Annotated in this window: 18 protein-coding genes and 1 tRNA gene; 6 read left to right on the top strand and 13 right to left on the bottom strand. The window is 71.4% G+C overall.

Annotation, left to right across the window (positions count from 1 at the left end; all coding sequences use genetic code 11):
- The first annotated feature begins 66 nt into the window (after positions 1 to 66).
- Positions 67 to 240 carry a CsbD family protein gene (locus tag ACGFSH_RS17555; RefSeq protein ID WP_328481426.1) on the top strand — a complete coding sequence of 58 codons (174 nt, stop codon included), beginning with the start codon at positions 67 to 69 and terminating at the stop codon, positions 238 to 240.
- A gap of 121 nt (positions 241 to 361) precedes the next feature.
- On the opposite strand, the gene ACGFSH_RS17550 is transcribed toward ACGFSH_RS17555, so the two are convergent.
- Complete coding sequence (locus tag ACGFSH_RS17550) at positions 362 to 1,048, bottom strand: TetR/AcrR family transcriptional regulator (protein ID WP_329410790.1); 687 nt, start codon at positions 1,046 to 1,048, stop codon at positions 362 to 364.
- A complete protein-coding gene (locus ACGFSH_RS17545) occupies positions 1,045 to 2,055 on the bottom strand; it encodes an acyl-CoA desaturase (RefSeq protein ID WP_393349376.1) in 1,011 nt (336 codons plus the stop codon). The genes ACGFSH_RS17550 and ACGFSH_RS17545 overlap by 4 nt, the downstream gene beginning before the upstream one ends.
- 290 nt (positions 2,056 to 2,345) lie before the next feature.
- Between ACGFSH_RS17545 and ppc the strand changes: the two genes are divergently transcribed.
- The gene (gene ppc, locus ACGFSH_RS17540; protein WP_393349374.1) at positions 2,346 to 5,087 is read left to right on the top strand and encodes a phosphoenolpyruvate carboxylase; all 2,742 of its coding nucleotides are present in this window, start codon (positions 2,346 to 2,348) and stop codon (positions 5,085 to 5,087) included.
- 113 nt (positions 5,088 to 5,200) lie between these two features.
- On the opposite strand, the gene ACGFSH_RS17535 is transcribed toward ppc, so the two are convergent.
- The 7 genes from ACGFSH_RS17535 to ACGFSH_RS17505 form a co-directional block, all read right to left on the bottom strand.
- Positions 5,201 to 5,737 carry a hypothetical protein gene (locus ACGFSH_RS17535; RefSeq protein ID WP_393349372.1) on the bottom strand — a complete coding sequence of 179 codons (537 nt, stop codon included), beginning with the start codon at positions 5,735 to 5,737 and terminating at the stop codon, positions 5,201 to 5,203.
- Positions 5,738 to 5,778: 41 nt separating this feature from the next.
- Positions 5,779 to 6,381, bottom strand: coding sequence for an aminoacyl-tRNA hydrolase (gene pth, locus ACGFSH_RS17530; RefSeq protein WP_393349371.1), 603 nt, complete (start codon positions 6,379 to 6,381; stop codon positions 5,779 to 5,781).
- Between the two features lie 180 nt (positions 6,382 to 6,561).
- Positions 6,562 to 7,146 (bottom strand): 50S ribosomal protein L25/general stress protein Ctc, encoded by a 585-nt coding sequence (locus ACGFSH_RS17525; RefSeq protein WP_393349369.1) that lies wholly within the window; start codon positions 7,144 to 7,146, stop codon positions 6,562 to 6,564.
- A 208-nt stretch (positions 7,147 to 7,354) separates the two neighbouring features.
- Entirely contained in the window at positions 7,355 to 8,329 is a 975-nt protein-coding gene (locus ACGFSH_RS17520) for a ribose-phosphate diphosphokinase (RefSeq protein ID WP_393349367.1), read from the bottom strand.
- A gap of 134 nt (positions 8,330 to 8,463) precedes the next feature.
- A complete protein-coding gene (glmU, locus tag ACGFSH_RS17515) occupies positions 8,464 to 9,912 on the bottom strand; it encodes a bifunctional UDP-N-acetylglucosamine diphosphorylase/glucosamine-1-phosphate N-acetyltransferase GlmU (RefSeq protein WP_393350030.1) in 1,449 nt (482 codons plus the stop codon).
- Positions 9,913 to 10,021: 109 nt separating this feature from the next.
- A tRNA-Gln gene (locus tag ACGFSH_RS17510) sits at positions 10,022 to 10,093 on the bottom strand.
- A 15-nt stretch (positions 10,094 to 10,108) separates the two neighbouring features.
- Positions 10,109 to 10,984, bottom strand: a complete 876-nt coding sequence (locus ACGFSH_RS17505) for a hypothetical protein (protein WP_393349365.1) — start codon at positions 10,982 to 10,984, stop codon at positions 10,109 to 10,111.
- Positions 10,985 to 11,150: 166 nt separating this feature from the next.
- Here ACGFSH_RS17505 and ACGFSH_RS17500 point away from each other — a divergent pair, with 166 nt between their 5' ends.
- Entirely contained in the window at positions 11,151 to 12,431 is a 1,281-nt protein-coding gene (locus ACGFSH_RS17500) for a sensor histidine kinase (protein ID WP_393349363.1), read from the top strand.
- Positions 12,432 to 12,462: 31 nt separating this feature from the next.
- On the opposite strand, the gene ACGFSH_RS17495 is transcribed toward ACGFSH_RS17500, so the two are convergent.
- Positions 12,463 to 12,957 carry an SUKH-3 domain-containing protein gene (locus tag ACGFSH_RS17495; RefSeq protein ID WP_393349361.1) on the bottom strand — a complete coding sequence of 165 codons (495 nt, stop codon included), beginning with the start codon at positions 12,955 to 12,957 and terminating at the stop codon, positions 12,463 to 12,465.
- A 68-nt stretch (positions 12,958 to 13,025) separates the two neighbouring features.
- A complete protein-coding gene (locus ACGFSH_RS17490) occupies positions 13,026 to 13,604 on the bottom strand; it encodes a YwqJ-related putative deaminase (protein ID WP_393349359.1) in 579 nt (192 codons plus the stop codon).
- A gap of 307 nt (positions 13,605 to 13,911) precedes the next feature.
- Between ACGFSH_RS17490 and ACGFSH_RS17485 the strand changes: the two genes are divergently transcribed.
- The 3 genes from ACGFSH_RS17485 to ACGFSH_RS17475 all read left to right on the top strand — a co-directional run bounded on the left by ACGFSH_RS17485 (position 13,912) and on the right by ACGFSH_RS17475 (position 18,909).
- Entirely contained in the window at positions 13,912 to 14,916 is a 1,005-nt protein-coding gene (locus tag ACGFSH_RS17485) for an SMI1/KNR4 family protein (RefSeq protein WP_393349357.1), read from the top strand.
- A gap of 7 nt (positions 14,917 to 14,923) precedes the next feature.
- Positions 14,924 to 17,674: an SUKH-4 family immunity protein gene (locus tag ACGFSH_RS17480; protein WP_393349356.1), complete on the top strand. Its 2,751-nt coding sequence runs from the start codon at positions 14,924 to 14,926 to the stop codon at positions 17,672 to 17,674.
- Positions 17,675 to 18,024: 350 nt separating this feature from the next.
- The gene (locus ACGFSH_RS17475) at positions 18,025 to 18,909 is read left to right on the top strand and encodes a cellulose-binding protein (protein ID WP_393349355.1); all 885 of its coding nucleotides are present in this window, start codon (positions 18,025 to 18,027) and stop codon (positions 18,907 to 18,909) included.
- A gap of 27 nt (positions 18,910 to 18,936) precedes the next feature.
- Here ACGFSH_RS17475 and ACGFSH_RS17470 read toward each other — a convergent pair whose 3' ends face one another.
- Positions 18,937 to 20,547, bottom strand: coding sequence for a cation acetate symporter (locus ACGFSH_RS17470; RefSeq protein WP_393349353.1), 1,611 nt, complete (start codon positions 20,545 to 20,547; stop codon positions 18,937 to 18,939).
- Entirely contained in the window at positions 20,544 to 20,972 is a 429-nt protein-coding gene (locus ACGFSH_RS17465; protein WP_393349351.1) for a DUF485 domain-containing protein, read from the bottom strand. Before ACGFSH_RS17465 ends, ACGFSH_RS17470 begins: the two co-directional genes overlap by 4 nt.
- Positions 20,973 to 20,984: the final 12 nt, after the last annotated feature.

Here is a 20,984-nt window from a genome sequence, read left to right as displayed (position 1 = left end):
AAGCGGGCCGGGCGGGTCACCCGGAGTGCAGAGAGCGCACGCAAACCTGACTGGGAGTGATGAACAGTGGCAGGCGAGCAGAAGTCCAAGGCGAAGATGGAACAGGCCAAGGGCAAGGCCAAGGAAGCGGCCGGCCGCGCCGTGGGCAACGAGAGGCTCGAAGCCGAGGGCCGCGCGGACCAGGCCAAGGGCGACGCGCGTCAGGCCAAGGAGAAGACGAAGGACGTCTTCAAGCACTGAGCCGGCACCGGTCGGGCCCCACGGGCACCGAACGGGCCCGCGCACGCCGCGCGAACACGGACAGGCCCCCCGTCCCACGGACGGGGGGCCTGTCCACGCGCCGGCCCGGCTCGGCGCCCGCTCAGCTCTTGCGCCGCCCGATCAGATGCGGCTTGGCCTCCAGGCGCTCCAGACCGTGCCAGCACAGGTTCACCAGATGCGCCGCCACCTCGGCCTTCTTCGGACGGCGCACGTCCAGCCACCACTGCCCGGTCAGCGCCACCATGCCCACCAGGGCCTGGGCGTACAGCGGGGCCAGCTTCGCGTCGAAACCGCGGCTCTTGAACTCGCGGCCCAGGATGTCCTCCACCTGCGTGGCGATGTCCGAGATCAGCGAGGCGAAGGAACCCGTCGACTGCGGGATGGGGGAGTCCCGCACCAGGATGCGGAACCCGTCCGTGTACTCCTCGATGTAGTCGAGAAGCGCGAACGCCGCCTGTTCCAGCAGCTCACGAGGGTGGCCCGCCGTCAACGACGACGTCACCATGTCCAGCAGCCGGCGCATCTCCCGGTCCACCACGACCGCGTACAGCCCCTCCTTGCCGCCGAAGTGCTCGTACACCACCGGCTTGGACACCCCGGCCTTCGCCGCGATCTCCTCCACCGACGTGCCCTCGAAGCCCTTCTCCGCGAACAGGGTGCGACCGATCTCCAGCAACTGCTGCCGACGCTCCGCTCCCGTCATCCTGGTGCGACGCGCACGCCGCGGCTTCACTTCACCACTGGGACTGGAGGTGTTGCTGGGATCGGTCGCCACGCCGTCAATCATGCCGTCTCGGCGGCCGCCCTCCCCTGCCGGGAGCCGTCCTCACCGGTGTCACGGCGAGAATCGATACGCGAGCGTGACGGCCAGCGCACGTCGTACGCCCAGCCGAGCATCTCGAACCACCGGATGAAACGCGCCGAGGAGTCCACCTGGCCCCGCATCACCCCGTGCCGCGCCGACGTCGGATCGGCGTGGTGCAGGTTGTGCCAGGACTCGCCGCACGACAGGACCGCCAGCCACCACACGTTCCCCGAACGGTCGCGCGACTTGAACGGCCGCTTGCCCACCGCGTGACAGATCGAGTTGATCGACCACGTCACGTGGTGCAGCAGCGCCACCCGCACCAGCGAGCCCCAGAAGAACGCCGTGAACGCGCCCCACCAGGACATCGTCACCAGCCCGCCCACCAGCGGCGGGATCGCCAGCGACACCACCGTGAACAGCACGAACTGCCGCGAGATCGCACGGATCGCCGGGTCCTTGATCAGATCCGGCGCGTACTTCTCCTGCGACGTCTGCTCCTCGTCGAACATCCACGCGATGTGGGCCCACCACAGGCCCCTCATCAGCGCCGGCACGGTCTCCCCGAACCGCCACGGCGAATGCGGGTCCCCGTCCGCGTCGGAGAACTTGTGGTGCTTGCGGTGATCGGCCACCCAGCGCACCAGCGGCCCCTCCACCGCCAGCGAGCCCATGACCGCCAGCGCGATCCGGAGCGGCCGCTTCGCCTTGAACGAACCGTGCGTGAAGTACCGGTGGAAACCGATCGTGATGCCGTGGCAGCCGAGGAAGTACATGAAGACCAGCAGCCCCATGTCCAGCCAGCTCACCCCCCAGCCCCAGGCCAGCGGCACCGCCGCCAGCACGGCGAGGAACGGAACGACGATGAAGAGCAGCAGCATGATCTGCTCGATCGATCGCTTCTGCTCGCCGCCGAGAGTGGCGGAGGGCGTCTTGGCGCCGTCCGGCGTCTTCGAAGGGTCCTGGATCACGTTGGAACCTGTGGTCATGCGCGTCCCCTGGGGGGTCTTGGAAGGAGGAGGTGCCGTACCACCGGAACCTCGGCGTAATTCCTACGGTCCCGTAACCTACGGCAACGTAAGTATGGCAGCGCACCGCCTCGCGGCAAGAGCCCGCCAGCCTGCGCGTCTCCGAGGACACCTATCCTTGGAGACGGTCGGACAGCGCGGTCCGCTCTGATTTCTTCCCGGATGTCAGGACCCGTATGCGGCGTCCGCCGCCAGGCCCGGCATCCGAGTTCCCTCCCGGACGAGCTTCAACACTGCAAGGAGCCGCACCTGTGAGCAGTGCCGACGACCTTGGCCAGGCCAACACCACGACCAGCACCGAGCTGCGTGCCGACATCCGCCGACTGGGTGACCTCCTCGGGGAGACCCTGGTCCGGCAGGAAGGCCCGGAACTCCTCGAACTGGTCGAAAAGGTCCGCCGCCTCACCCGAGAGGACGGCGACGCCGCCGCCGAACTCCTGCGTGGCATCGAACTGGAGACCGCGGCCAAGCTGGTCCGCGCCTTCTCCACCTACTTCCACCTGGCCAACGTCACCGAACAGGTCCACCGCGGACGCGAACTGCGCGAGCGCCGCGCCGCCGAAGGCGGCCTCCTCGCCCGCACCGCCGACCGCCTCAAGGACGCCGACCCCGAACACGTCCAGCAGACGGTCCGCCACCTCAACGTCCGCCCCGTCTTCACGGCGCACCCCACCGAAGCCGCACGCCGGTCGGTACTCAACAAGCTCCGGCGCATCGCAGCACTCCTCGAGACCCCCGTCATCGAATCCGACCGCCGGCGCCACGACACCCGCCTCGCCGAGAACATCGACCTCGTCTGGCAGACCGACGAACTGCGCGTCGTCCGCCCCGAACCCGCCGACGAGGCCCGCAACGCCATCTACTACCTCGACGAACTCCACGCGGGCGCCGTGGGCGACGTCCTCGAGGACCTGACCGCGGAACTGGAGCGCGTCGGCGTCAAGCTCCCCGACGACACCCGCCCCCTCACCTTCGGCACCTGGATCGGCGGCGACCGCGACGGCAACCCCAACGTCACCCCCGCCGTGACCTGGGACGTCCTCATCCTCCAGCACGAACACGGCATCAACGACGCCCTGGAGACCATCGACGAACTGCGCGGATTCCTGTCGAACTCCATCCGCTACACCGGCGCCACCGACGAACTCCTCACCTCCCTCCAGGCCGACCTCGAACGACTCCCCGAGATCAGCCCCCGCTACAAGCGCCTCAACGCCGAGGAGCCCTACCGGCTCAAGGCCACCTGCATCCGCCAGAAGCTCGAGAACACCAAGCAGCGACTCGCCAAGGGCATCCCCCACGAGCCCGGCCGCGACTACCTCGGCACCAGCGAGCTCCTCAAGGACCTCACCCTCATCCAGACCTCCCTGCGCGAACACCGCGGCGGCCTCTTCGCCGACGGCCGCATGAACCGCACCATCCGCACCCTCGCCGCCTTCGGCCTCCAGCTCGCCACCATGGACGTCCGCGAACACGCCGACGCCCACCACCACGCCCTCGGCCAGCTCTTCGACCGACTCGGCGAGGAATCCTGGCGCTACGCCGACATGCCCCGCGACTACCGCGCCAAGCTCCTCGCCAAGGAACTCCGCTCCCGCAGGCCCCTCGCGCCCACCCCGGCCCCCGTCGACGCCGCCGGCGAGAAGACCCTCGGCGTCTTCCTCACCGTCAAGCGCGCCCTGGAGGTCTTCGGACCCGAGGTCATCGAGTCCTACATCATCTCCATGTGCCAGGGCGCCGACGACGTCTTCGCCGCCGCCGTCCTCGCCCGCGAGGCCGGCCTCGTCGACCTGCACGCCGGCTGGGCCAGGATCGGCATCGTCCCCCTCCTGGAGACCACCGACGAGCTCAAGGCCGCCGACACCATCCTCGAGGACATGCTCTCCGACCCGTCGTACCGCCGACTGGTCGCACTGCGCGGAGACGTCCAGGAAGTCATGCTCGGCTACTCCGACTCCTCCAAGTTCGGCGGCATCACCACCAGCCAGTGGGAGATCCACCGCGCCCAGCGCCGCCTGCGCGACGTCGCCCACCGCTACGGCGTCCGCCTGCGCCTCTTCCACGGCCGCGGCGGCACCGTCGGCCGCGGCGGCGGCCCCTCCCACGACGCCATCCTCGCCCAGCCCTGGGGCACCCTCGAAGGCGAGATCAAGGTCACCGAACAGGGCGAGGTCATCTCCGACAAGTACCTCATCCCCTCCCTCGCCCGCGAGAACCTGGAACTCACGGTCGCCGCCACCCTCCAGGCCTCCGCCCTGCACACCGCACCCCGCCAGTCCGACGAAGCCCTCGCCCGCTGGGACGCCGCCATGGACGTCGTCTCCGACGCCGCCCACGCCGCCTACCGCGCCCTCGTCGAGGACCCCGACCTGCCGACGTACTTCCTCGCGTCGACCCCGGTGGACCAGCTCGCCGACCTGCACCTGGGCTCCCGGCCCTCCCGCCGCCCCGGCTCCGGCGTCTCCCTCGACGGCCTGCGCGCCATCCCCTGGGTCTTCGGCTGGACCCAGTCCCGCCAGATCGTCCCCGGCTGGTTCGGCGTCGGCTCCGGCCTCAAGGCCCTGCGCGAAGCAGGCCTGGACACCGTGCTCGACGAGATGCACGAACAGTGGCACTTCTTCCGCAACTTCATCTCCAACGTCGAGATGACCCTCGCCAAGACCGACCTGCGCATCGCCCAGCACTACGTCGACACCCTCGTCCCCGAAGAGCTCCACCACATCTTCGACACCATCAAGACCGAACACGCCCGCACCGTCGCCGAAGTCCTCAAGGTCACCGGCGAAAGCGAACTCCTCGCCGCCACCCCCGCCCTCAAGCAGACCTTCAGCATCCGCGACGCCTACCTCGACCCCATCTCCCACCTCCAGGTCACCCTGCTCAAGCGCCAGCGCGACGCCGCGGCCGCCGGCGCCGAACCCGACCCGCTGCTCTCCCGCGCTCTGCTCCTCACCGTCAACGGCGTAGCGGCCGGCCTGCGCAACACCGGCTGACCCACCACACCGGCCCCCCCCACACGGCCCGCCCCCACACGACGACGCCCCCGGATTCACCCGAACCCGGGGGCGCCGTCACGACCCCACCCCTCCCACCAGCCCCCGCAACCTCAGATCGTCACGAAAGCCGCCGTCAGCAACGCCACCCCCGACCCCGCCAGCACCCACCCCGCCCGCACCCGCCCCAGACCACCCGCCACCACCACCGACGCCAGCAACAACGCCCCACCCAACGGTACCCACGCCAGCAACACCCCCGCCGGACCCGACCGCACCGCCTCATCCGTCCCCGGCTTCAGCACCACCGCGTACCGGCCACCCACCCGCACCGCCACCGAATCCTCCAGCACCACCCGCGCCCGAGCCGTCGACCCCACCGACACCGGCGCATACCGCCCCGCACACCACCCCCCGTCACACCGCCCCACCACCACCGTGCCCCGCTCACGCCCCTTCGTCAGCATCACGTGCTGCGCCACACCCCACGAACCCCACACCCCCGCCAGCAGGATCAGCACCGCCACGGCGCCCATCACCACGAACCGCCCCCACCGCAACGCCACCACCGACCCACCGGCCGACCCCCTCCACGAGGAGCCCCGACGACGATGGGAACGGACCGCTACGGCAGGCATGGCCGGGATCATTGGCCATGCCCGAACGGCACGTCAACCTCCCGGCCCACGGATCACGAGTTGTACGTGCCCTGCGCCCGCTCCAACCCCTCCAGCACCAACGCCTCCACCGCATCCGCCGCCCGGTCCACGAAGTAGTCCAGCTCCTTGCGCTCCGCCGAACCGAAATCCTTCAGCACGAAATCCGCCACCTGCATCCGCCCCGGCGGCCGGCCGATCCCGAACCGCACCCGGTGATACTCCGCACCCATCGCCTTCGTCATCGACTTCAGACCGTTGTGCCCGTTGTCCCCGCCGCCCAGCTTCAACCGCAGCACCCCGTAATCGATGTCCAGCTCGTCGTGCACCGCCACCACGTTCCCCAACGGCACCTTGTAGAAGTCCCGCAACGCGTTCACCGGACCACCCGACAGGTTCATGAACGACATCGGCTTCGCCAGCACCACCCGACGACTCCCCGCCCCCGGCGGACCCACCCGCCCCTCCACCACCTGAGCCTGCGCCTTGCCCGCACGCTTGAACCGCCCGCCCATCCGCCCGGCCAGCAGATCGGCCACCATGAAACCGACGTTGTGCCGGTTCATCGCGTACTCCGGACCCGGATTGCCCAGCCCCACGATCAGCCAGGGCGCACTGGCATCGGTCGTCACGTCCACGTCTCCTCGACTCACGGGCAGCGACCACCGCGCGATCACGGACAGCCGCTCAGAATGGCGGGCAGGAACTGCACACGGCGCGGCCACAGCCTTCCAGCAGCGACGGCCGCACACAGGGACCATACGCAGACCGCCGCTCCCCGAAGGAAGCGGCGGCCGACGAAACGACGATCCCGGGGATCAGGCCTCGGCGCTCTCGCCCTCGGACTCGGCCGGGGCCTCCTCCGCCTGGGCGGCCAGCACCTGGAGGACGACCGCGTCCTCGTCGATCGCCAGCGTCGTGCCCTTGGGCAGCGGGATGTCCTTCGCGAGGATGGAGGCGCCCGCCTCCAGGCCCTCGATGGAGACCGTGACCGACTCCGGGATGTGCGTGGCCTCGGCCTCGACGGTCAGCGTGCTCAGCACGTGCTCGAGCAGGTAGGCGCCCGGCGCCAGGTCGCCCTCGGTGTGCACGTAGACCTCGACGTTGACCTTCTCGCCGCTGCGGACCAGCAGCAGGTCGACGTGGTCCAGGAAGCCCTTGATCGCGTCACGCTGCACGGCCTTCGGGATGGCCAGCTGCGTCTTGCCGTCGAGCTCCAGGCTCAGCAGGACGTTCGGGGTGCGCAGCGCGAGCTGGAGCTCGTGACCCGGAAGCGTGATGTGCATCGGCTCGGCACCGTGACCGTAGACCACGGCGGGAACCTTGCTGGCACGACGGATACGGCGGGCGGCGCCCTTGCCGAACTCGGTGCGGGTCTCGGCTGCGAGCTTGACCTCGGCCATGTTCACTCCTCGTAGAACTGGGGAAAGGTGGTCACCCGGCCAACCATCGGCCTGCTACGAAGAGCGCGTCGATAACGGACCGCCGTACACACGCGCGAAACACGCGTACGGCCTCCCTCGCCGAGCAACTGGAGCAGTCTACGCGGCGGGAAGGCCGTACAAGAAATCGATCTACACGACGGACGTCACCACGACGCCCTCACGAGCCTCACTGCTCGTCGAACAGGCTCGTCACCGAACCGTCCTCGAACACCTCACGCACCGCGTTCGCGATCGTCGGCGCGATCGACAACACCGTGATCTTGTCGACCTCCAGCTCACCCGGCGTCGGCAGCGTGTTCGTGAAGATGAACTCACTCACCTTCGAGTTCTTCAGACGATCGGCCGCCGGACCCGACAGCACACCGTGCGTCGCCGTCACGATCACGTCCTCCGCACCGTGCGCGAACAACGCGTCCGCCGCCGCACAGATCGTGCCACCCGTGTCGATCATGTCGTCCACGAGCACACACACGCGGCCCTCGACCTCGCCCACGACCTCGTGGACCGTCACCTGGTTCGCCACGTCCTTGTCACGCCGCTTGTGCACGATCGCCAGCGGCGCGCCCAGCCGGTCGCACCAGCGGTCGGCCACCCGCACCCGGCCCGCGTCCGGCGACACGACCGTCAGCTTCTGCCGGTCCACCTTGCTGCCCACGTAGTCCGCCAGCAGCGGCAGCGCGAACAGGTGGTCCACCGGACCGTCGAAGAAGCCCTGGATCTGGTCCGTGTGCAGATCCACCGTCAGGATCCGGTCCGCACCCGCCGTCTTCATCATGTCCGCGATCAGGCGGGCCGAGATCGGCTCCCGCCCACGGTGCTTCTTGTCCTGCCGCGCATACCCGTAGAACGGCACGATCACCGTGATCGAACGCGCCGACGCACGCTTCAACGCGTCGATCATGATCAACTGCTCCATGATCCACTTGTTGATCGGAGCCGTATGGCTCTGGATCAGGAAACAGTCCGCGCCACGCGCCGACTCCTGATACCGCACATAGATCTCACCGTTGGCGAAATCGAAGGCCTTCGTCGGGACGACCCCGACACCCAGCTGGTGGGCGACCTCCTCGGCAAGCTCGGGGTGGGCGCGGCCGGAGAAGAACATCATCTTCTTCTCGCCGGTCGTCTTGATCCCGGTCACAGCACTGTCTCCTCAGAGGTGTCTCAGCTGGATGTCGAGAAACCACGCCGCTGGGCGCGACGAGGCCGTCTCAGCTGGTGGGGTGCGGGTGTGCACCTATCACGGTACGCCGACTCCGACGCACCCGTTTCCGGTCAGCCCTCGCCGTCCACCTGCCGCGACGCCGCCTCGGCGGCCTTCGCCGCCGCACTGCCCGGACGCTTACGAGCCACCCAGCCCTCGATATTCCGCTGCTGGCCCCGGGCCACAGCCAAAGAACCGGGCGGCACATCCTTCGTGATCACAGAACCGGCGGCGGTGTACGCACCGTCCCCGACCGTGACAGGCGCCACAAACATGTTGTCCGAACCCGTCCGGCAATGCGACCCGACGGTGGTGTGATGCTTGTCCTGTCCGTCGTAGTTCACGAACACACTCGCGGCGCCGATGTTCGAGTACTCACCGATCGTCGCATCCCCCACATACGACAGATGCGGGATCTTCGTCCCCTCGCCGATCGACGCGTTCTTCGTCTCCACGTACGTGCCGATCTTGCCCTTCGCACCCAGACGCGTACCCGGCCGCAGATACGCGAACGGCCCCACCGACGCCCCCGCACCGATCTGAGAGCCGTACGCCACCGTGTTGTCCACCCGCGCCCCCGCACCGACCTCCGTGTCCGTCAGCCGGCAGTTCGGACCCACCTCCGCGCCCTCGCCCAGATGCGTCGACCCGTGCAACTGCGTACCCGGATGCACCACCGCGTCCTGCTCGAACGTCACCGTCACGTCCACCCACGTCGACGCCGGATCCACCACAGTCACACCCGACAGCATCGCCGCCGTCAGCAACCGGTCGTTCAGAATCCGACGCGCCTCGCTCAACTGCACCCGGTTGTTGATCCCCGCGATCTCACGATGATCGCCCGCGACCGACGCACCCACCCGGTGCCCCGCCTCCCGCAGAATCCCCAGGACGTCCGTCAGATACTCCTCACCCTGACTGTTGTCCGTCCGCACCTTCTTCAACGCGTCCGCCAGCAACTGCCCGTCGAACGCGAACACCCCGGAATTGATCTCCCGGACCGCCCGCACCGCCTCCGACGCGTCCTTGTGCTCCACGATCCCCGTGACCGCACCCGACGCCTCGTCCCGCACGATCCGCCCGTAACCCGTCGCGTCCGGCACCTCGGCCGTCAGCACTGTCACCGCGTTCCCGTCCGCCCGGTGCGTCGCCGCCAGCTGCGCCAGCGTCGCCCCGGTCAGCAGCGGAGTGTCACCGCAGACGACCACCACCGTCCCGTCCACCCCGCCACCGAGCTGCTCCAGCCCCATGCGCACGGCGTGACCGGTGCCGTTCTGCTCCTCCTGCACGGCGGTGCGCACGGCGGAGTCGATCTCGGCGAGGTGCGCGGTGACCTTCTCGCGGGCGTGCCCGACGACGACGACCAGGTTCTCCGGCTCCAGCTCGCGGGCTGCGGCCAGCACATGGCCCACGAGACTGCGGCCGCTGATCTCGTGCAGGACCTTCGGTATGGCCGACTTCATACGGGTGCCCTCACCCGCTGCGAGTACGACGACGGCTGCCGGGCGAATGGCGCTCACGGAAATGCCCTTCGGCTGTGGAGAGGTGGGGACATCCGAAGGATACCGGGGCGTTTCAGGGGGGACATGAGAGCGGGCCCCGACAGAGATGTCGGGGCCCGCTCGGCAGCTCCGCCGGCTGGATTCGAACCAGCGTCTCAAGGCTCCAAAGGCCTGCGGGATGCCGCTACCCCACGGCGGATTGCTGCCTTAAACCCTACCGGAGGCGGGGAGGGGCATGATCCCGCCCGGCCGAGTCCACCATGCCGGACCACCAGCCCTCGATCCGGCGGTACAGCTCGGCTCCCATGGCCACCCGGATCACCAGGCAGCCCCGGTAGTTCTCGCCCACGTTCTTGCGTACGGTCTTGGGGTTGTGCTTCTTGATCGTCGTCTTCTGGAAGGTCGTGGCGTCGACACCCACCAGGTCTGCCCAGAAGCGCTTGGCACCCTCCGTGTCCGCCGTCATATGGATCATCAGCCGGTAGGTCAGCCGTTCGGGCTCCACGCCCAGGAGGCAGAGCCAGGCCAGGTAGAGCCGGATCACGCCGGGGTCGCTGTTGACGAAGAGAACGCTCTCGCGGCGGTCGTACGGCTTGTCCTTCGACCCCTCCGCCCAGTAGAGGGCGACGCCCGCGATGAACAGATCGCGGGCGGACATCTCGCCGATCTGCTTCGTCGCCTCGGCCTTGGTCCGCTGCCGTGCCTCGTCCCGCACCGCCAGTTCGTGGTCCCACCTCAGCCGCGCCGCCAGCCGGGCCTGCTCTGCCGCGTCCCGCCGCTCCGGCTTCGGCAGGTCCCGCACCCACAGGGAGACCGAGCTTCTGGAGCAGCCCAGCTCCGCCTCGATCCGATCGTAGGTCCAGCCCTGGAGCCGCAGCTCGCGCGCTCTGGCCCTCAGGTCGTCCTTCGCGTTGGGGCGTTTCGTCCACCCCGGAGGAGGCTCTCCCTTCACGAGCCGGTTGAGGAGGTCGTTGTTGTGGATCTTCAGTTCGTCGCGGATCTGGCGGAGGCTGAGCCCCGCCCGCCGCAGGGCGACGGCCTGTTCCCGGAGGCCTTCGTAGTCGGCGTACTTGCCCCTGGTATGTGTCATATGCACAGCCTCTGGGCGGAATGCTCGGTTCCGGGATCGAACGGGCGTGGTTCAGCAGTTCGAGGGATACCGGTGGGTTTCGATGTTGTTCGGTTACGGTGTGTGGTGTGGGGCGGTCGCAGAAAGTCGCCGGAAAAGGCGGGGGCCGCGCCCGTAGGGTGGAGTCATGACCACGACGGGGGAAGAGGACACGGCGGCCCGGGGAGGGCCGTTGTGGTGGAGCAGACGGCGTAGCGCGGCGTTCGACTGGACCCTGGGGTTCGTGTCCGCCGTGGAGTGTGCGGTGGAGGGGGTTCCGTTCGCGCAGGACGCCGGGATCCCGGCGGCCGTGGGGGTCGTGTTCGGGGCGCTGGCCGGTTCGGTGCTGGTGGTGCGGCGGAAGTGGCCGATCGCGGTGGTGCTGGTGGCGATCGCGATCACGCCGGCGCAGATGGGCTTCCTGATGGGGATCGTGGGTCTGTACACGCTCGCCGCGTCGGAGCTGCCCCGGCGGATCATCGGTTCGCTGGCGGGGATGCAGTTGCTGGGGACGTTGATCGTGACGTTCGTCCAGGTGCGGCAGAGCATGAATCGCGGGTCGTTGACGCTTGGGGACTGGTTCGTCCCGTTCGCGGCGATCACGACGTCGTTGGGGTTGACGGCTCCGCCGTTGCTGCTGGGGATGTATGTGGGGGCGCGGCGGCGGCTGATGGAGAGTCTGCGGGAGCGGGCGGACTCCTTGGAGCGGGAGTTGCAGTTGCTCGCGGAGCGTGCGGAGGAGCGGGCCGAGTGGGCGCGGGGTGAGGAGCGGACGCGGATCGCGCGGGAGATGCACGACGTGGTGGCTCACCGGGTGAGTCTGATGGTGGTGCATGCTGCGGCGTTGCAGGCGGTGGCGCGGAAGGATCCGGAGAAGGCGGTGCGCAATGCCGTGCTGGTGGGGGACATGGGGCGGCAGGCGTTGACGGAGTTGCGGGAGATGCTGGGGGTGCTGCGCAGCGACGGGGCGGGGGTGCGGGCGGCGTCGGTGCGGTCGGTGACGGTGGCGCCGGCGGTGGTGGAGGAGGGGGAGGGGCCTTGTCTGGAGGAGTTGGAGGAGTTGGTGGGGCAGTCGGCGGCTGCGGGGATGGTGGTGGAGTTGTCGGTGGAGGGTGAGGTGCGGGCGTATGCGCCGGAGGTGGAGCAGACGGCGTACCGGGTGGTGCAGGAGGCGTTGACGAACGTGCACAAGCATGCGGCGGGGGCGAAGACGCGGGTGCGGTTGGCGCATCGGGTGGCGGAGATCGCGATGCAGGTGGAGAACGGTGCGCCGCCGGAGGTGGGTTCGGCGTCGTCGGCGGGGTTGCCGTCGGGGGGGAACGGGCTGGTGGGGATGCGGGAGAGGGTGCTGGCGCTGGGTGGGGTGTTCGTGTCGGGGCCGACGGATGCGGGGGGTTTCCGGGTGTCGGCGGTGATTCCGGCGTCGTGAGGGGTCGGGCTTCTGAGGGCGCTCTCGCGGGTCAGCCCGCGGTGAGGCGGGTGGGTTCGATGCCGGTGACGAGGGCGCCGAGGGCTTGGTCGATGTCGGGGCCGAGGTACCAGTCGCCGGTGTGGTCGAGGGCGTAGACGCGGCCTTCGGCGTCGATGGCGAGGAGGGAGTGGGTGTCGGTCTCGGCGCCGAGGGGGGCGACGTCGGTGTCGAGGGCGCGGCCGAGGTCGGCGAGGGTGCGGGCGAGGTGGAGGCCGTGGAGGGGGTCGAGGTGGAGGGTGGTGGCGGCGATCTGGCGGCCGGGGGCGGTGGGGGTGATGGTGAGTCCGCCGAATTCCGCCCAGGCTTCGACGGCGGCGGGGAAGACGGCGTGGCGGTGTCCGGCGGGTGAGGTGTGGTCGCGGAGGGTGTCGGCCCAGATCTCGGCTTGTTTGATGTCCCAGCGTCCGGGTTGCCAGCCGGCGGCGCGCAGGGCGGCGTCGACGGGTACGGGGAAGCGCGTGGTGGAGGTGCGGTCGGGGTGCATCTGCCCTTCGTTCGTCGTGCTGGTGGTGCGTGGCCGGGTGTGGGGGGTGTCGGCCTGGGGTGTGCGGGTCAGTCGGTGGCGGGGTCGACGATGCGGACGCCGAGGTGGGCGCTGAGGTCGGTGCAGGCGCGGCAGGGGGCGGCGAAGCTGCCGTGGAGGGGGTCGCCGTCCTCGCGGATGTGGCGGGTGGTGAGTTTGGCTTGTTTCAGTGCTTTGCGGGCTTCGCCGTTGGTCATGGGGCGACGGGCGGCGCGTCTGCTGCGGGTGGCGTCGGCGTTGGTGATGTGGCGGGAGATGAGGAGTGCTTCGGCGCAGCGGCCGGTGAAGCGGTCGCGTCGGGCGCTGGGGAGGGTGTCGAGGAAGTCCTGGACGAGGGGGTGCAGGGGTGGGGGCTGGTCGCCGCGGGCGGCGGTGCCGGTGAGGGTGGCGCCGCGGACGGAGAGGGCGGCGGCGACGGTGGGCAGTATGCCGTCGCGGCGGTGGCGCAGGGTGGGGGTGTGGGGGGTTTCGGTGGCGGACCAGCCGATGCGGGGGTCGCCGTTGGCGGGGTGTGTGTCGCCGGTGGCGGCGGTGTGGTGGGCGCCCGTGGTGTGGTGGTGCAGGTCGCCGGACCTGCCGGTGGGTGACCCCGTCTGCGTCGCGTTCATGATCGCTTTCCCCTCCCGTGCATCCCCCGGAAGGTCTCAGGGTGCCAAATGGCGTGGCGGGTGGGGAAGCTGGGGCGGTGCGACACGCCCGGGCCGGGGCGGGCTGTCACGGCGGGGTGACGGCTGGTCACGGAAGCGGAGGGCCGGTGACCGCTGTCGTCGTACCGCATAGGCTGTCGCCACCGTGAGCGCGCGGTTGACGCGCGTTGGCGATTGTTGGAGACAGTCGATACGGGGCGTGGTGGGCCGGTTCGCAGGCGGAACGGGTCGCTGCGGGCCGTACAGAGTGCCGCAGGGGGCAACCGCCATGACTACAGGTCGGCTCGGGCAGCAGGCCGCGCCGCCGAACGCGGCCTATGCCGGGCAGGTCGTGCATTTCCCGGATCCGGTCCGGGCGGCACGGCACCCGAGGGGTGTGCGGGTGGACGAGCGGGGTTACCCGGATTTCTCGCCGTACGCGCGCGCGGTCGCGGAGATCGCGGATCCGCCGGAGGGTTTCGGCGTGGACGAGTTGCGGTTGACGGACTATGTGTCGGCGAATGCGGCGTCGGCGGCTTCGGGGCATGAGCTGTGGGACACGGTGCCGGCGGTGGCGACGCCGCATGGCTGGACGTGGCATCACGTGGTGGGTTCGCGGCGGCTGGAGCTGGTGCCGGTCGAGGTGAAGGCGTTGTTGCGGCATCACGGTGGGGTGTCGACGGCGGTGGTGGATCAGTCGAAGCGGGGGACGCGTCCGTTGCAGGAGACGCGTCCGGCGCATTTCCGGCTGCCGAAGTCGGGTGTGGCGGTGACGGAGCAGCAGGTGCAGGGGGTCGAGGAGGATCTGGGGTATCGGCTGCCGGGTGCGTACCGGTCGTTCCTGAAGGCGGCGGGCGGGTGTGCGCCGGTGGGGGCGGCTCTGGACGCGGAGCTGGGGCTGCTGGTGGACCAGCCGTTCTTCACCGTGCGTGACGAGGCGGCGGTCAACGACCTGGTGTATGTGAACAAGTGTCTGCGTGATCATCTGACGAAGGACTATCTGTGCGTCGGTTTCGTGCAGGGCGGGCTGCTGGCCGTGAAGGTGCGCGGGGAGCGGGCGGGTTCGGTGTGGTTCTGCGCGTACGACGACGTGCGGGACGTGGATCCGGGGTGGTCGCCGGCGGAGCGCATGGAGCGGCTGCTGCTGTCGTGCGGTGAGGATTTCGACGTGTTCCTGTCGCGGCTGGCCGGTAATCCGCCGGAGCTGGAGACGGTGGCGAATCTGATGGTGGACGGCGGGTTCGCGCGGGCGGTCGCGGTGTCGTCCGTGGCGTCCGCCGGTGCGGGGGAGTGAGCTGACGATGGTGACGTTCGCGCAGGCGCAGGAGCGCGCCGAGGAGTGGGTCAACGGGGATGTGCCGGCGTATCAGCACCGTGAGGTGCGGGTGCGGGAGTTCGGGCTGGGGTTCGTGGTGTGGGCCGAGGACCGGGCGGAGGGTCCTCGTTCGGACGGGGGCGGGCAGCGGTTGGTGATCGCCCGGGACAGCGGGGAGGCGACGCTGTGGCCGGCGGTGCCGGTGGGCGAGGTGATCCGCCGGTACGAGGAGGAGTACGGCCGTGCGGACGAGGTCGCGGACGCGGTGCCGGCGCCCGCGGCGCGGGTGGATCTGAATCAGACGTCGTTCCTGTTGTCGCCGCCGGAGTGGTTGCAGGAGGCGGCGGACAGGATGGGCATCCCGGACCGCCGGGACGCCGGGTCCGGCGGCAGCGGCGGTGATGGCGCCGGGAGCGGTGGAGGCGGTGGCGTCGCGGAACCGGCTGCGGCCGGATCCGGGTCCGGGGTGGCCGGTGATCCTTCGCTTCCCCGTACGCAGGGCGGTGTGCCGGGGAGCGGGTTGCCGCAGACGCAGGGCGGGACGCCCGCTGCTGCTGCTGCTGCTGCCGCTGCCGGTGCCGGTGTCGGTGCCGGTGCGGGTTCCGGTGGCGGTCCCGGCGGTGCTTCGGGGCCGGCTGCCGCTCCCGCTCCGGCGGGGGCGACGCCGTGGGCCGGGACGGACACCAACGGCGACGCGGGCGACGACCGTTCCGTGCCGCTGCCCGCGACCGTGTTCGCGCCGCCGCTGAGCGGCTCCGACGACGAGCCGGCGCCGCCGTCGGCGGCCTCGGACGCCAAGACGGCGCTGATGTCCGGGGGCAGCGGGCTTCCGCCCACCGCGGTCTCGCCGGCGCTCGACCCGTCGGGCCAGGGCGGTGGGCCGGGCACGGCCGGGACGTCGTACGGCTATCCGCAGGGTCCCGGTGGTCCCGGCGGGCCGGGCGCGTCCGGTGCGCAGGGTGCGGGCGCGGGGGCCGCTCCGGCCCCCGCCGCGGGTGCCGACGGATCGCAGGCGCGGCCGCTCGCGCCGAACGCCGGTGACATCGCCGACGCCGCGACCAGCAAGGCCGCGCCGCCGCCGCGCCGGGCGCGGGGCGGCGGGTCGATGCCACCGCCCCCGCCGGGCGCGCCCGGAGCTCCCGGCGCGCGTCCGGGCGGCACACCGCCGCCCGCGGCACCGGGCGCTCCCGGAACCCCGGGTGCTCCGGGTGCTCCGGCGGGGGGTTACGTACCGACGCAGATGGTGTCCGCCCTGGGGCCCGACGGTCCCGGTGGCCCCGGTGCGCCGCAGCCGCCCGGTGCGCCGGGCGCGCCCGCCGGGCCGAACCCGCCCGGCGGCACGCCTCCCGGCGGCGTCCACCATGCCGCGACGATGCTGGCCGACCCCGGCCGGATGGGTCCTGGCGGGCCCGGTGCGCCGCAGCCGCCCGGTGTTCCCGGCGGCCCGGCGGCGGGGCAGAACCCGGGTGCTCCCGGCGTGCCCGGTCCGGGAGCGGGCGGACCCGGAGCGCCGGGCGGGCCCGGTGGGGTTCACCATGCCGCGACGATGCTGGCGGGGCCCGCGCAGAGCGGCCCCGGCATGGCGCCGCCCGCGCCGCCGCAGGTCCCGGGCGTCCCCGGCTTCCCGGGCGCCCCGGGAACTCCCGGCATGGCCCACGGTGCGCCCGGGGTGCCGCCGGGTGCTCCGCAGCCGCCGATGCCGCCGCCGGGCGCTCCGGTGCCGGGGCAGCCGCCGGCGTACGGGTATCCGCAGCAGCAGGGGCTCCCGACGGTCGGCCCGGGTTACCAGGCGGTGCTGCGCTATCGCGCGCAGGACGGTTCCGAGCAGCAGCTGATCCGGCGTTCGGCGCCGGGGACGCCGCATCCGGAGTGGCAGATCTTCCACGAGCTGCGGGCGATGAACGTGCCCCCGGACCAGGTGCTGGAGCTGCACACGGAGCTGGAGTCGTGCGAGCTGCCGGGTGCGTACTGTGCGCGGATGATCCGGGAGCAGTGGCCGCAGGCGAGGATCACGAGCATCGCGCCGTACGGCACGGATCACGCCAGCCGCCAGCAGGGCATGCAACAACTGCTGGCGCATCAGGGCGAGTTGCATCAGGTGGCGGACGGTCCGGCGCGTCCGGCGCCGGTGCGGGCGCCGTTGCCGCCGGTGCAGCCCGTGCCGCCGGTTCCGCCGGAGGCCGTCGGGCAGGAGCTGGCGGCCGTGTTCGGGCCGGCGGTGTTCCGGTTCGAGCAGGCGGCGGTGTCGCGGCAGGGTGTGCCGCCGGTCGTGGCGCACACGCTGGTGGTGGCGGGCCTGCCGGCGGACCTGGGGCCGTTCTTCTGGGCGCAGGCCCAGCCGGGGCGGCCGGTGCCGACGCTGGCGGAGCTGGCGGCGGAGCGGGGCGTCCAGCCCGCTCCGGACGCGGGCTCGTACCTCGTCATGGGCAGCGACTTCGGCAAGGCGATCTGCGTGCAGTACGGGACCGCGAACATCGTCGCGGTGCCGGTGGAGGCCGGGCCGGGCGGCGGGTCCGTGCCGCCGCAGTTCGTGAACACCGGGCTGCCGGAGTTCGCGCGCTGTCTGGCGCTGCTCGGGCGGATGTGGCGGCTGCGGTTCGGTCTGACCCAGGAGCAGGCGGGACGCTGGACCGTGGACTTCCAGGCGCAGTTGGCCGCGCTCGACCCGGCGGCGCTGGGGTCGCCGGAGAGCTGGTGGTCGGTGCTGCTGGAGGAGATGTGGGACGGGCTGCTGTGACGGGCGGCCGTTGACCCGCGGGCGGTCGGGCGGGTGACGTGCGGGGGGCGGGGCCGGGTCGGAGGACCGGGCCCCGCCCCCCCGCACATTCCGGCTCAGGCCCGCCGCACGTTCCCACTCGGGCCCCCCGGCACGTTCCGGCGCAGGCCCGCCGCACGTTCCCACTCGGGCCCTCCTTCGCCCTTCTGTTCCGCCTCCCTCGTTCGGCCCGCTCGCCTTGCGTCCGGGTGTGTTCGATGTTGGCCGTGACTTGTATGCGGAGTGTCGCGTTATGAACATTTCCGTCCGATCCATCAAGATATGCGCGACATCATCCATGTCGTGTCCGTCTGGTGGCGAGGGGTTCAAGGATGAGCAGCGCATCGGTGTCACCGCCCGGGTTCGTGACCGTCCGAGGCCGCGGCTACCGGCCCGACCAGGTGGACGCCTGCACCGCCGCGCTCTGCGCCGACCGGGACGCCGCCTGGGAGCGGGCCGCGCGGCTCACCGTCCTCGCCAGGGACATGGAGGCCGAGGCCGAGCAGTTGCGCACGGTCGTGACCGGGCTCGCGCCGCAGACGTACGACGCGCTGGGGGAGCGCGCACGGCGCGTTCTCCAGCTCGCGGTCGAGGAGGCGGCGGACGTCCGTGAGAACGCACGGCGGGCGGCACTGGAGGACGTCGCGCACGCGGAGACGTGCGCGCTCGATGTGGGCCGGGCGGCCCGGGAGCGGGCGGACGCCGTGCGCGCGGACGCCGAGGACAGCGCCCGTCAGCGGCTGCTCGCGGCGCGCGCCGAGGCCGACGAGGTCCGTATCGGCGCACGGCGCGAGGTGAAGGAGTACCGCGCGCAGGCGCTGGCCGGGCTGCGCGAGGTGCGCGGGCGCACCGCCGCCGTGCTCGCCGGGCAGGAGGAGGAGCAGGCGGAGCGGTGGGCGGCCGCCGAGCGTGAGGTGGCCGAGCGGGCCGCGGCGCTGGACGCCCGGTACGCCGAGGCCGTGGCGGTGGCCGAGGCGGCGCTGTCCGCCGCCGAACTGGCGTTCGCCGAGGCGGAGGAGGCGGCCCGGCGCGGTCAGGACGAGGCACACGCGCGCGCCGCCGAGATCCTCGTAGAGGCGCGCGCCCGTGAGGAGCGCACCGAGCGGGAGACGGAACGGGTGCTGCGGGAGCACGGCGCGCGCGGGGAGGACGTCCAGGCGCACATGGACCACGTCCGCAACAGCCTGTCCGCCCTCACCGGGCGCGCAGCCGACTGACCCCCCGCTCCACGTCCCGCGGTCGGGTCAGTTCTCTCTTCTGATCGCCCCCGCCAGGATCCAGCCCTCCAACGCCTCGTACTCGCGGCGCTGTTGCTCGGCCTTGTGGCGGCCCGAGAGCGCGGTGCCCAGCCAGCCGAAGGCGAAGCCGAGGGGGACGGTGACGATGCCGGTGGTGGTGAACGGGAACCAGTTGAAGTCGGCTTCGGGGAAGGCGGCGAGGGGGGAGCCCGAGACGAGGTTGGTGCCGGGCATGAGGAGCAGGACGGAGACGGTGCCGCCGATGAGGGTGGCGAGGAGGCCGGTGCGGGTGTAGCGGCGCCAGAAGAGGCTGTAGACCAGCGCCGGGGCGAGCGCCGAGGCGCCGAGGCAGAAGGAGAGGGTGACCAGGGGCTGGAGGCTGCGGTGCTGGATCTGGGTGGCCAGCAGGATCGTCGGGGCGCCGACGGCCAGGGCGGACAGCCGGGCCAGGAGCATCTCGCGGGCCGGTGGCATCCGCGGGTCGCGGGCGGCGAAGACGTCGTGGGCCAGGGAGTTGGCGCAGGAGAGGATCATGCCGGCGACGGAGGCGAGCACGGTGAGGAAGATCGCCGTCGTGACCGTCGTGAACAGCAGGGTCTCGGCGGTGGAGACGTCGGGGCCGAACGCGCTTCTGGAGCCCAGCAGGTAGGCGGTGTTGCCGCGCGGGTCGGCGCCGGCGATCGCGGCGCGGCCGACGAGGGCCGTCGCGCCGAAGCCGACGACGGTGATGACCAGCACGAACAGGGCGACGCCCGAGACCGCCCAGGACATGGAGCGGCGCACCTGGCGGGCGCTGGAGGCGGTGTACATGCGCATGGTGATGTGGGGCAGGCAGGCGCCGCCCAGCACGACGGACAGCTGCGCGGTGATCATGTCGACTCGGGGGTAGGGGCCGCCCGCGAACTCCAGGCCGGAGCGCAGGAAGGCGTCGCCGACCCCGCTGCCCCGGGCCGCCGCGTCGAAGAGGGCGCCGGGGTTCCAGTCGAAGCGGTACAGGACGATCAGGGCGATCGCGGTGCCGGAACCGAGCAGGGTCACGATCTTCAGCATCTGGATGAGGGCGGTGCCCTTCATGCCGCCGATCGCCGCGTAGCTGATCATCAGCACGCCCATGCAGACGATGCAGCCCGTCTGCACGGAGTCGCCGGAGAACCCCAGGATGAAGGCGAGGAGCTGGCCGGTGCCGGCGAGCTGGACGAGCATCATCGGCAGCAGTGCGGCGAGGGTGACCGCGCAGGCCGTCATGCGCACGGCGCGTCCCGGCATCCGGCGGGCCAGGGCGTCGCCCATGGTGAACCGGCCCGCGTTGCGCAGGGGTTCGGCCAGCAGGAACATCAGCAGCATCAGGGAGAGCGCCGTGCTGAGGGCGAGGACGACGCCGTCGTAGCCGCACAGGGCGATGACGCCGCCGGTGCCCAGGACGGTGGCCGCGGAGATGTAGTCGCCGGCGATGGCCAGGCCGTTGCGCAGGGGGGAGAGGGAGCGGTAGCCGGTGTAGAACTCGTCGAGGTCGTCGCGGTCGGGGCCGGTCATCACGCACAGCAGCAGCGTGACGGTGGCGACGGCGGTGAACGCCACGAGGGACATGGTCTGCGCGGTGTCGCTGAACCCGGTCATCGTCCGGCCTCCCTGGGGCGCGTCGCGCGGGCGTCCCGCCGGGCGTCGATCTCGGAGAGGGTGCGGATGCGTTCGGCGAGGGGGTCCACACGGCGGCGGGCGGTGCGTTCGTACACGACGATCGCCAGTCCGGTGACGGGGAGCTGGAGCAGGGCGAGCAGCAGTCCGGCGGGGAGTCCCGGGGCGGGGGAGGCCGTCATCAGGGACGGGGCGAACGCGGACAGGACGAGGAAGACGACGAAGTAGCCGAGTGCGGTGAGCGTGGCGACGCGGCGCTGACGGCGGTAGGCGCCGCGCAGGACGCGCAGGTCGCTGTGGCGGCCGAGGGGGGCGTGGCGGGCGGTGGGCGCGCGCGGCGGTTCGGGCGGTGGGGGCGGCGGCTGCCAGGGGTAGGTGGGTTCGGGGTGCGACGGGTGGTGGTACATCCCGCTCCTTGC

It is taken from the genome of Streptomyces sp. NPDC048481, from assembly GCF_043200075.1.
Lineage (GTDB): Bacteria > Actinomycetota > Actinomycetes > Streptomycetales > Streptomycetaceae > Streptomyces.
The sequence above is the reverse complement of the archived record's forward strand: the minus strand, read 5'-3'. Positions and strand labels throughout refer to the sequence as shown.

Bases quoted from the DNA above. Each gene is read 5' to 3' on its own strand.
- ACGFSH_RS17550 (WP_329410790.1), bottom strand. From the start codon at position 1,048: ATGATTGACGGCGTGGCGACCGATCCCAGCAACACCTCCAGTCCCAGT.
- ACGFSH_RS17545 (WP_393349376.1), bottom strand. From the start codon at position 2,055: ATGACCACAGGTTCCAACGTGATCCAGGACCCTTCGAAGACGCCGGAC.
- ACGFSH_RS17535 (WP_393349372.1), bottom strand. From the start codon at position 5,737: ATGATCCCGGCCATGCCTGCCGTAGCGGTCCGTTCCCATCGTCGTCGG.
- ACGFSH_RS17525 (WP_393349369.1), bottom strand. From the start codon at position 7,146: ATGGCCGAGGTCAAGCTCGCAGCCGAGACCCGCACCGAGTTCGGCAAG.
- ACGFSH_RS17505 (WP_393349365.1), bottom strand. From the start codon at position 10,984: ATGACACATACCAGGGGCAAGTACGCCGACTACGAAGGCCTCCGGGAA.
- ACGFSH_RS17500 (WP_393349363.1), top strand. From the start codon at position 11,151: ATGACCACGACGGGGGAAGAGGACACGGCGGCCCGGGGAGGGCCGTTG.
- ACGFSH_RS17495 (WP_393349361.1), bottom strand. From the start codon at position 12,957: ATGCACCCCGACCGCACCTCCACCACGCGCTTCCCCGTACCCGTCGAC.
- ACGFSH_RS17490 (WP_393349359.1), bottom strand. From the start codon at position 13,604: ATGAACGCGACGCAGACGGGGTCACCCACCGGCAGGTCCGGCGACCTG.
- ACGFSH_RS17485 (WP_393349357.1), top strand. From the start codon at position 13,912: ATGACTACAGGTCGGCTCGGGCAGCAGGCCGCGCCGCCGAACGCGGCC.
- ACGFSH_RS17480 (WP_393349356.1), top strand. From the start codon at position 14,924: ATGGTGACGTTCGCGCAGGCGCAGGAGCGCGCCGAGGAGTGGGTCAAC.
- ACGFSH_RS17475 (WP_393349355.1), top strand. From the start codon at position 18,025: ATGAGCAGCGCATCGGTGTCACCGCCCGGGTTCGTGACCGTCCGAGGC.
- ACGFSH_RS17470 (WP_393349353.1), bottom strand. From the start codon at position 20,547: ATGACCGGGTTCAGCGACACCGCGCAGACCATGTCCCTCGTGGCGTTC.
- ACGFSH_RS17465 (WP_393349351.1), bottom strand. From the start codon at position 20,972: ATGTACCACCACCCGTCGCACCCCGAACCCACCTACCCCTGGCAGCCG.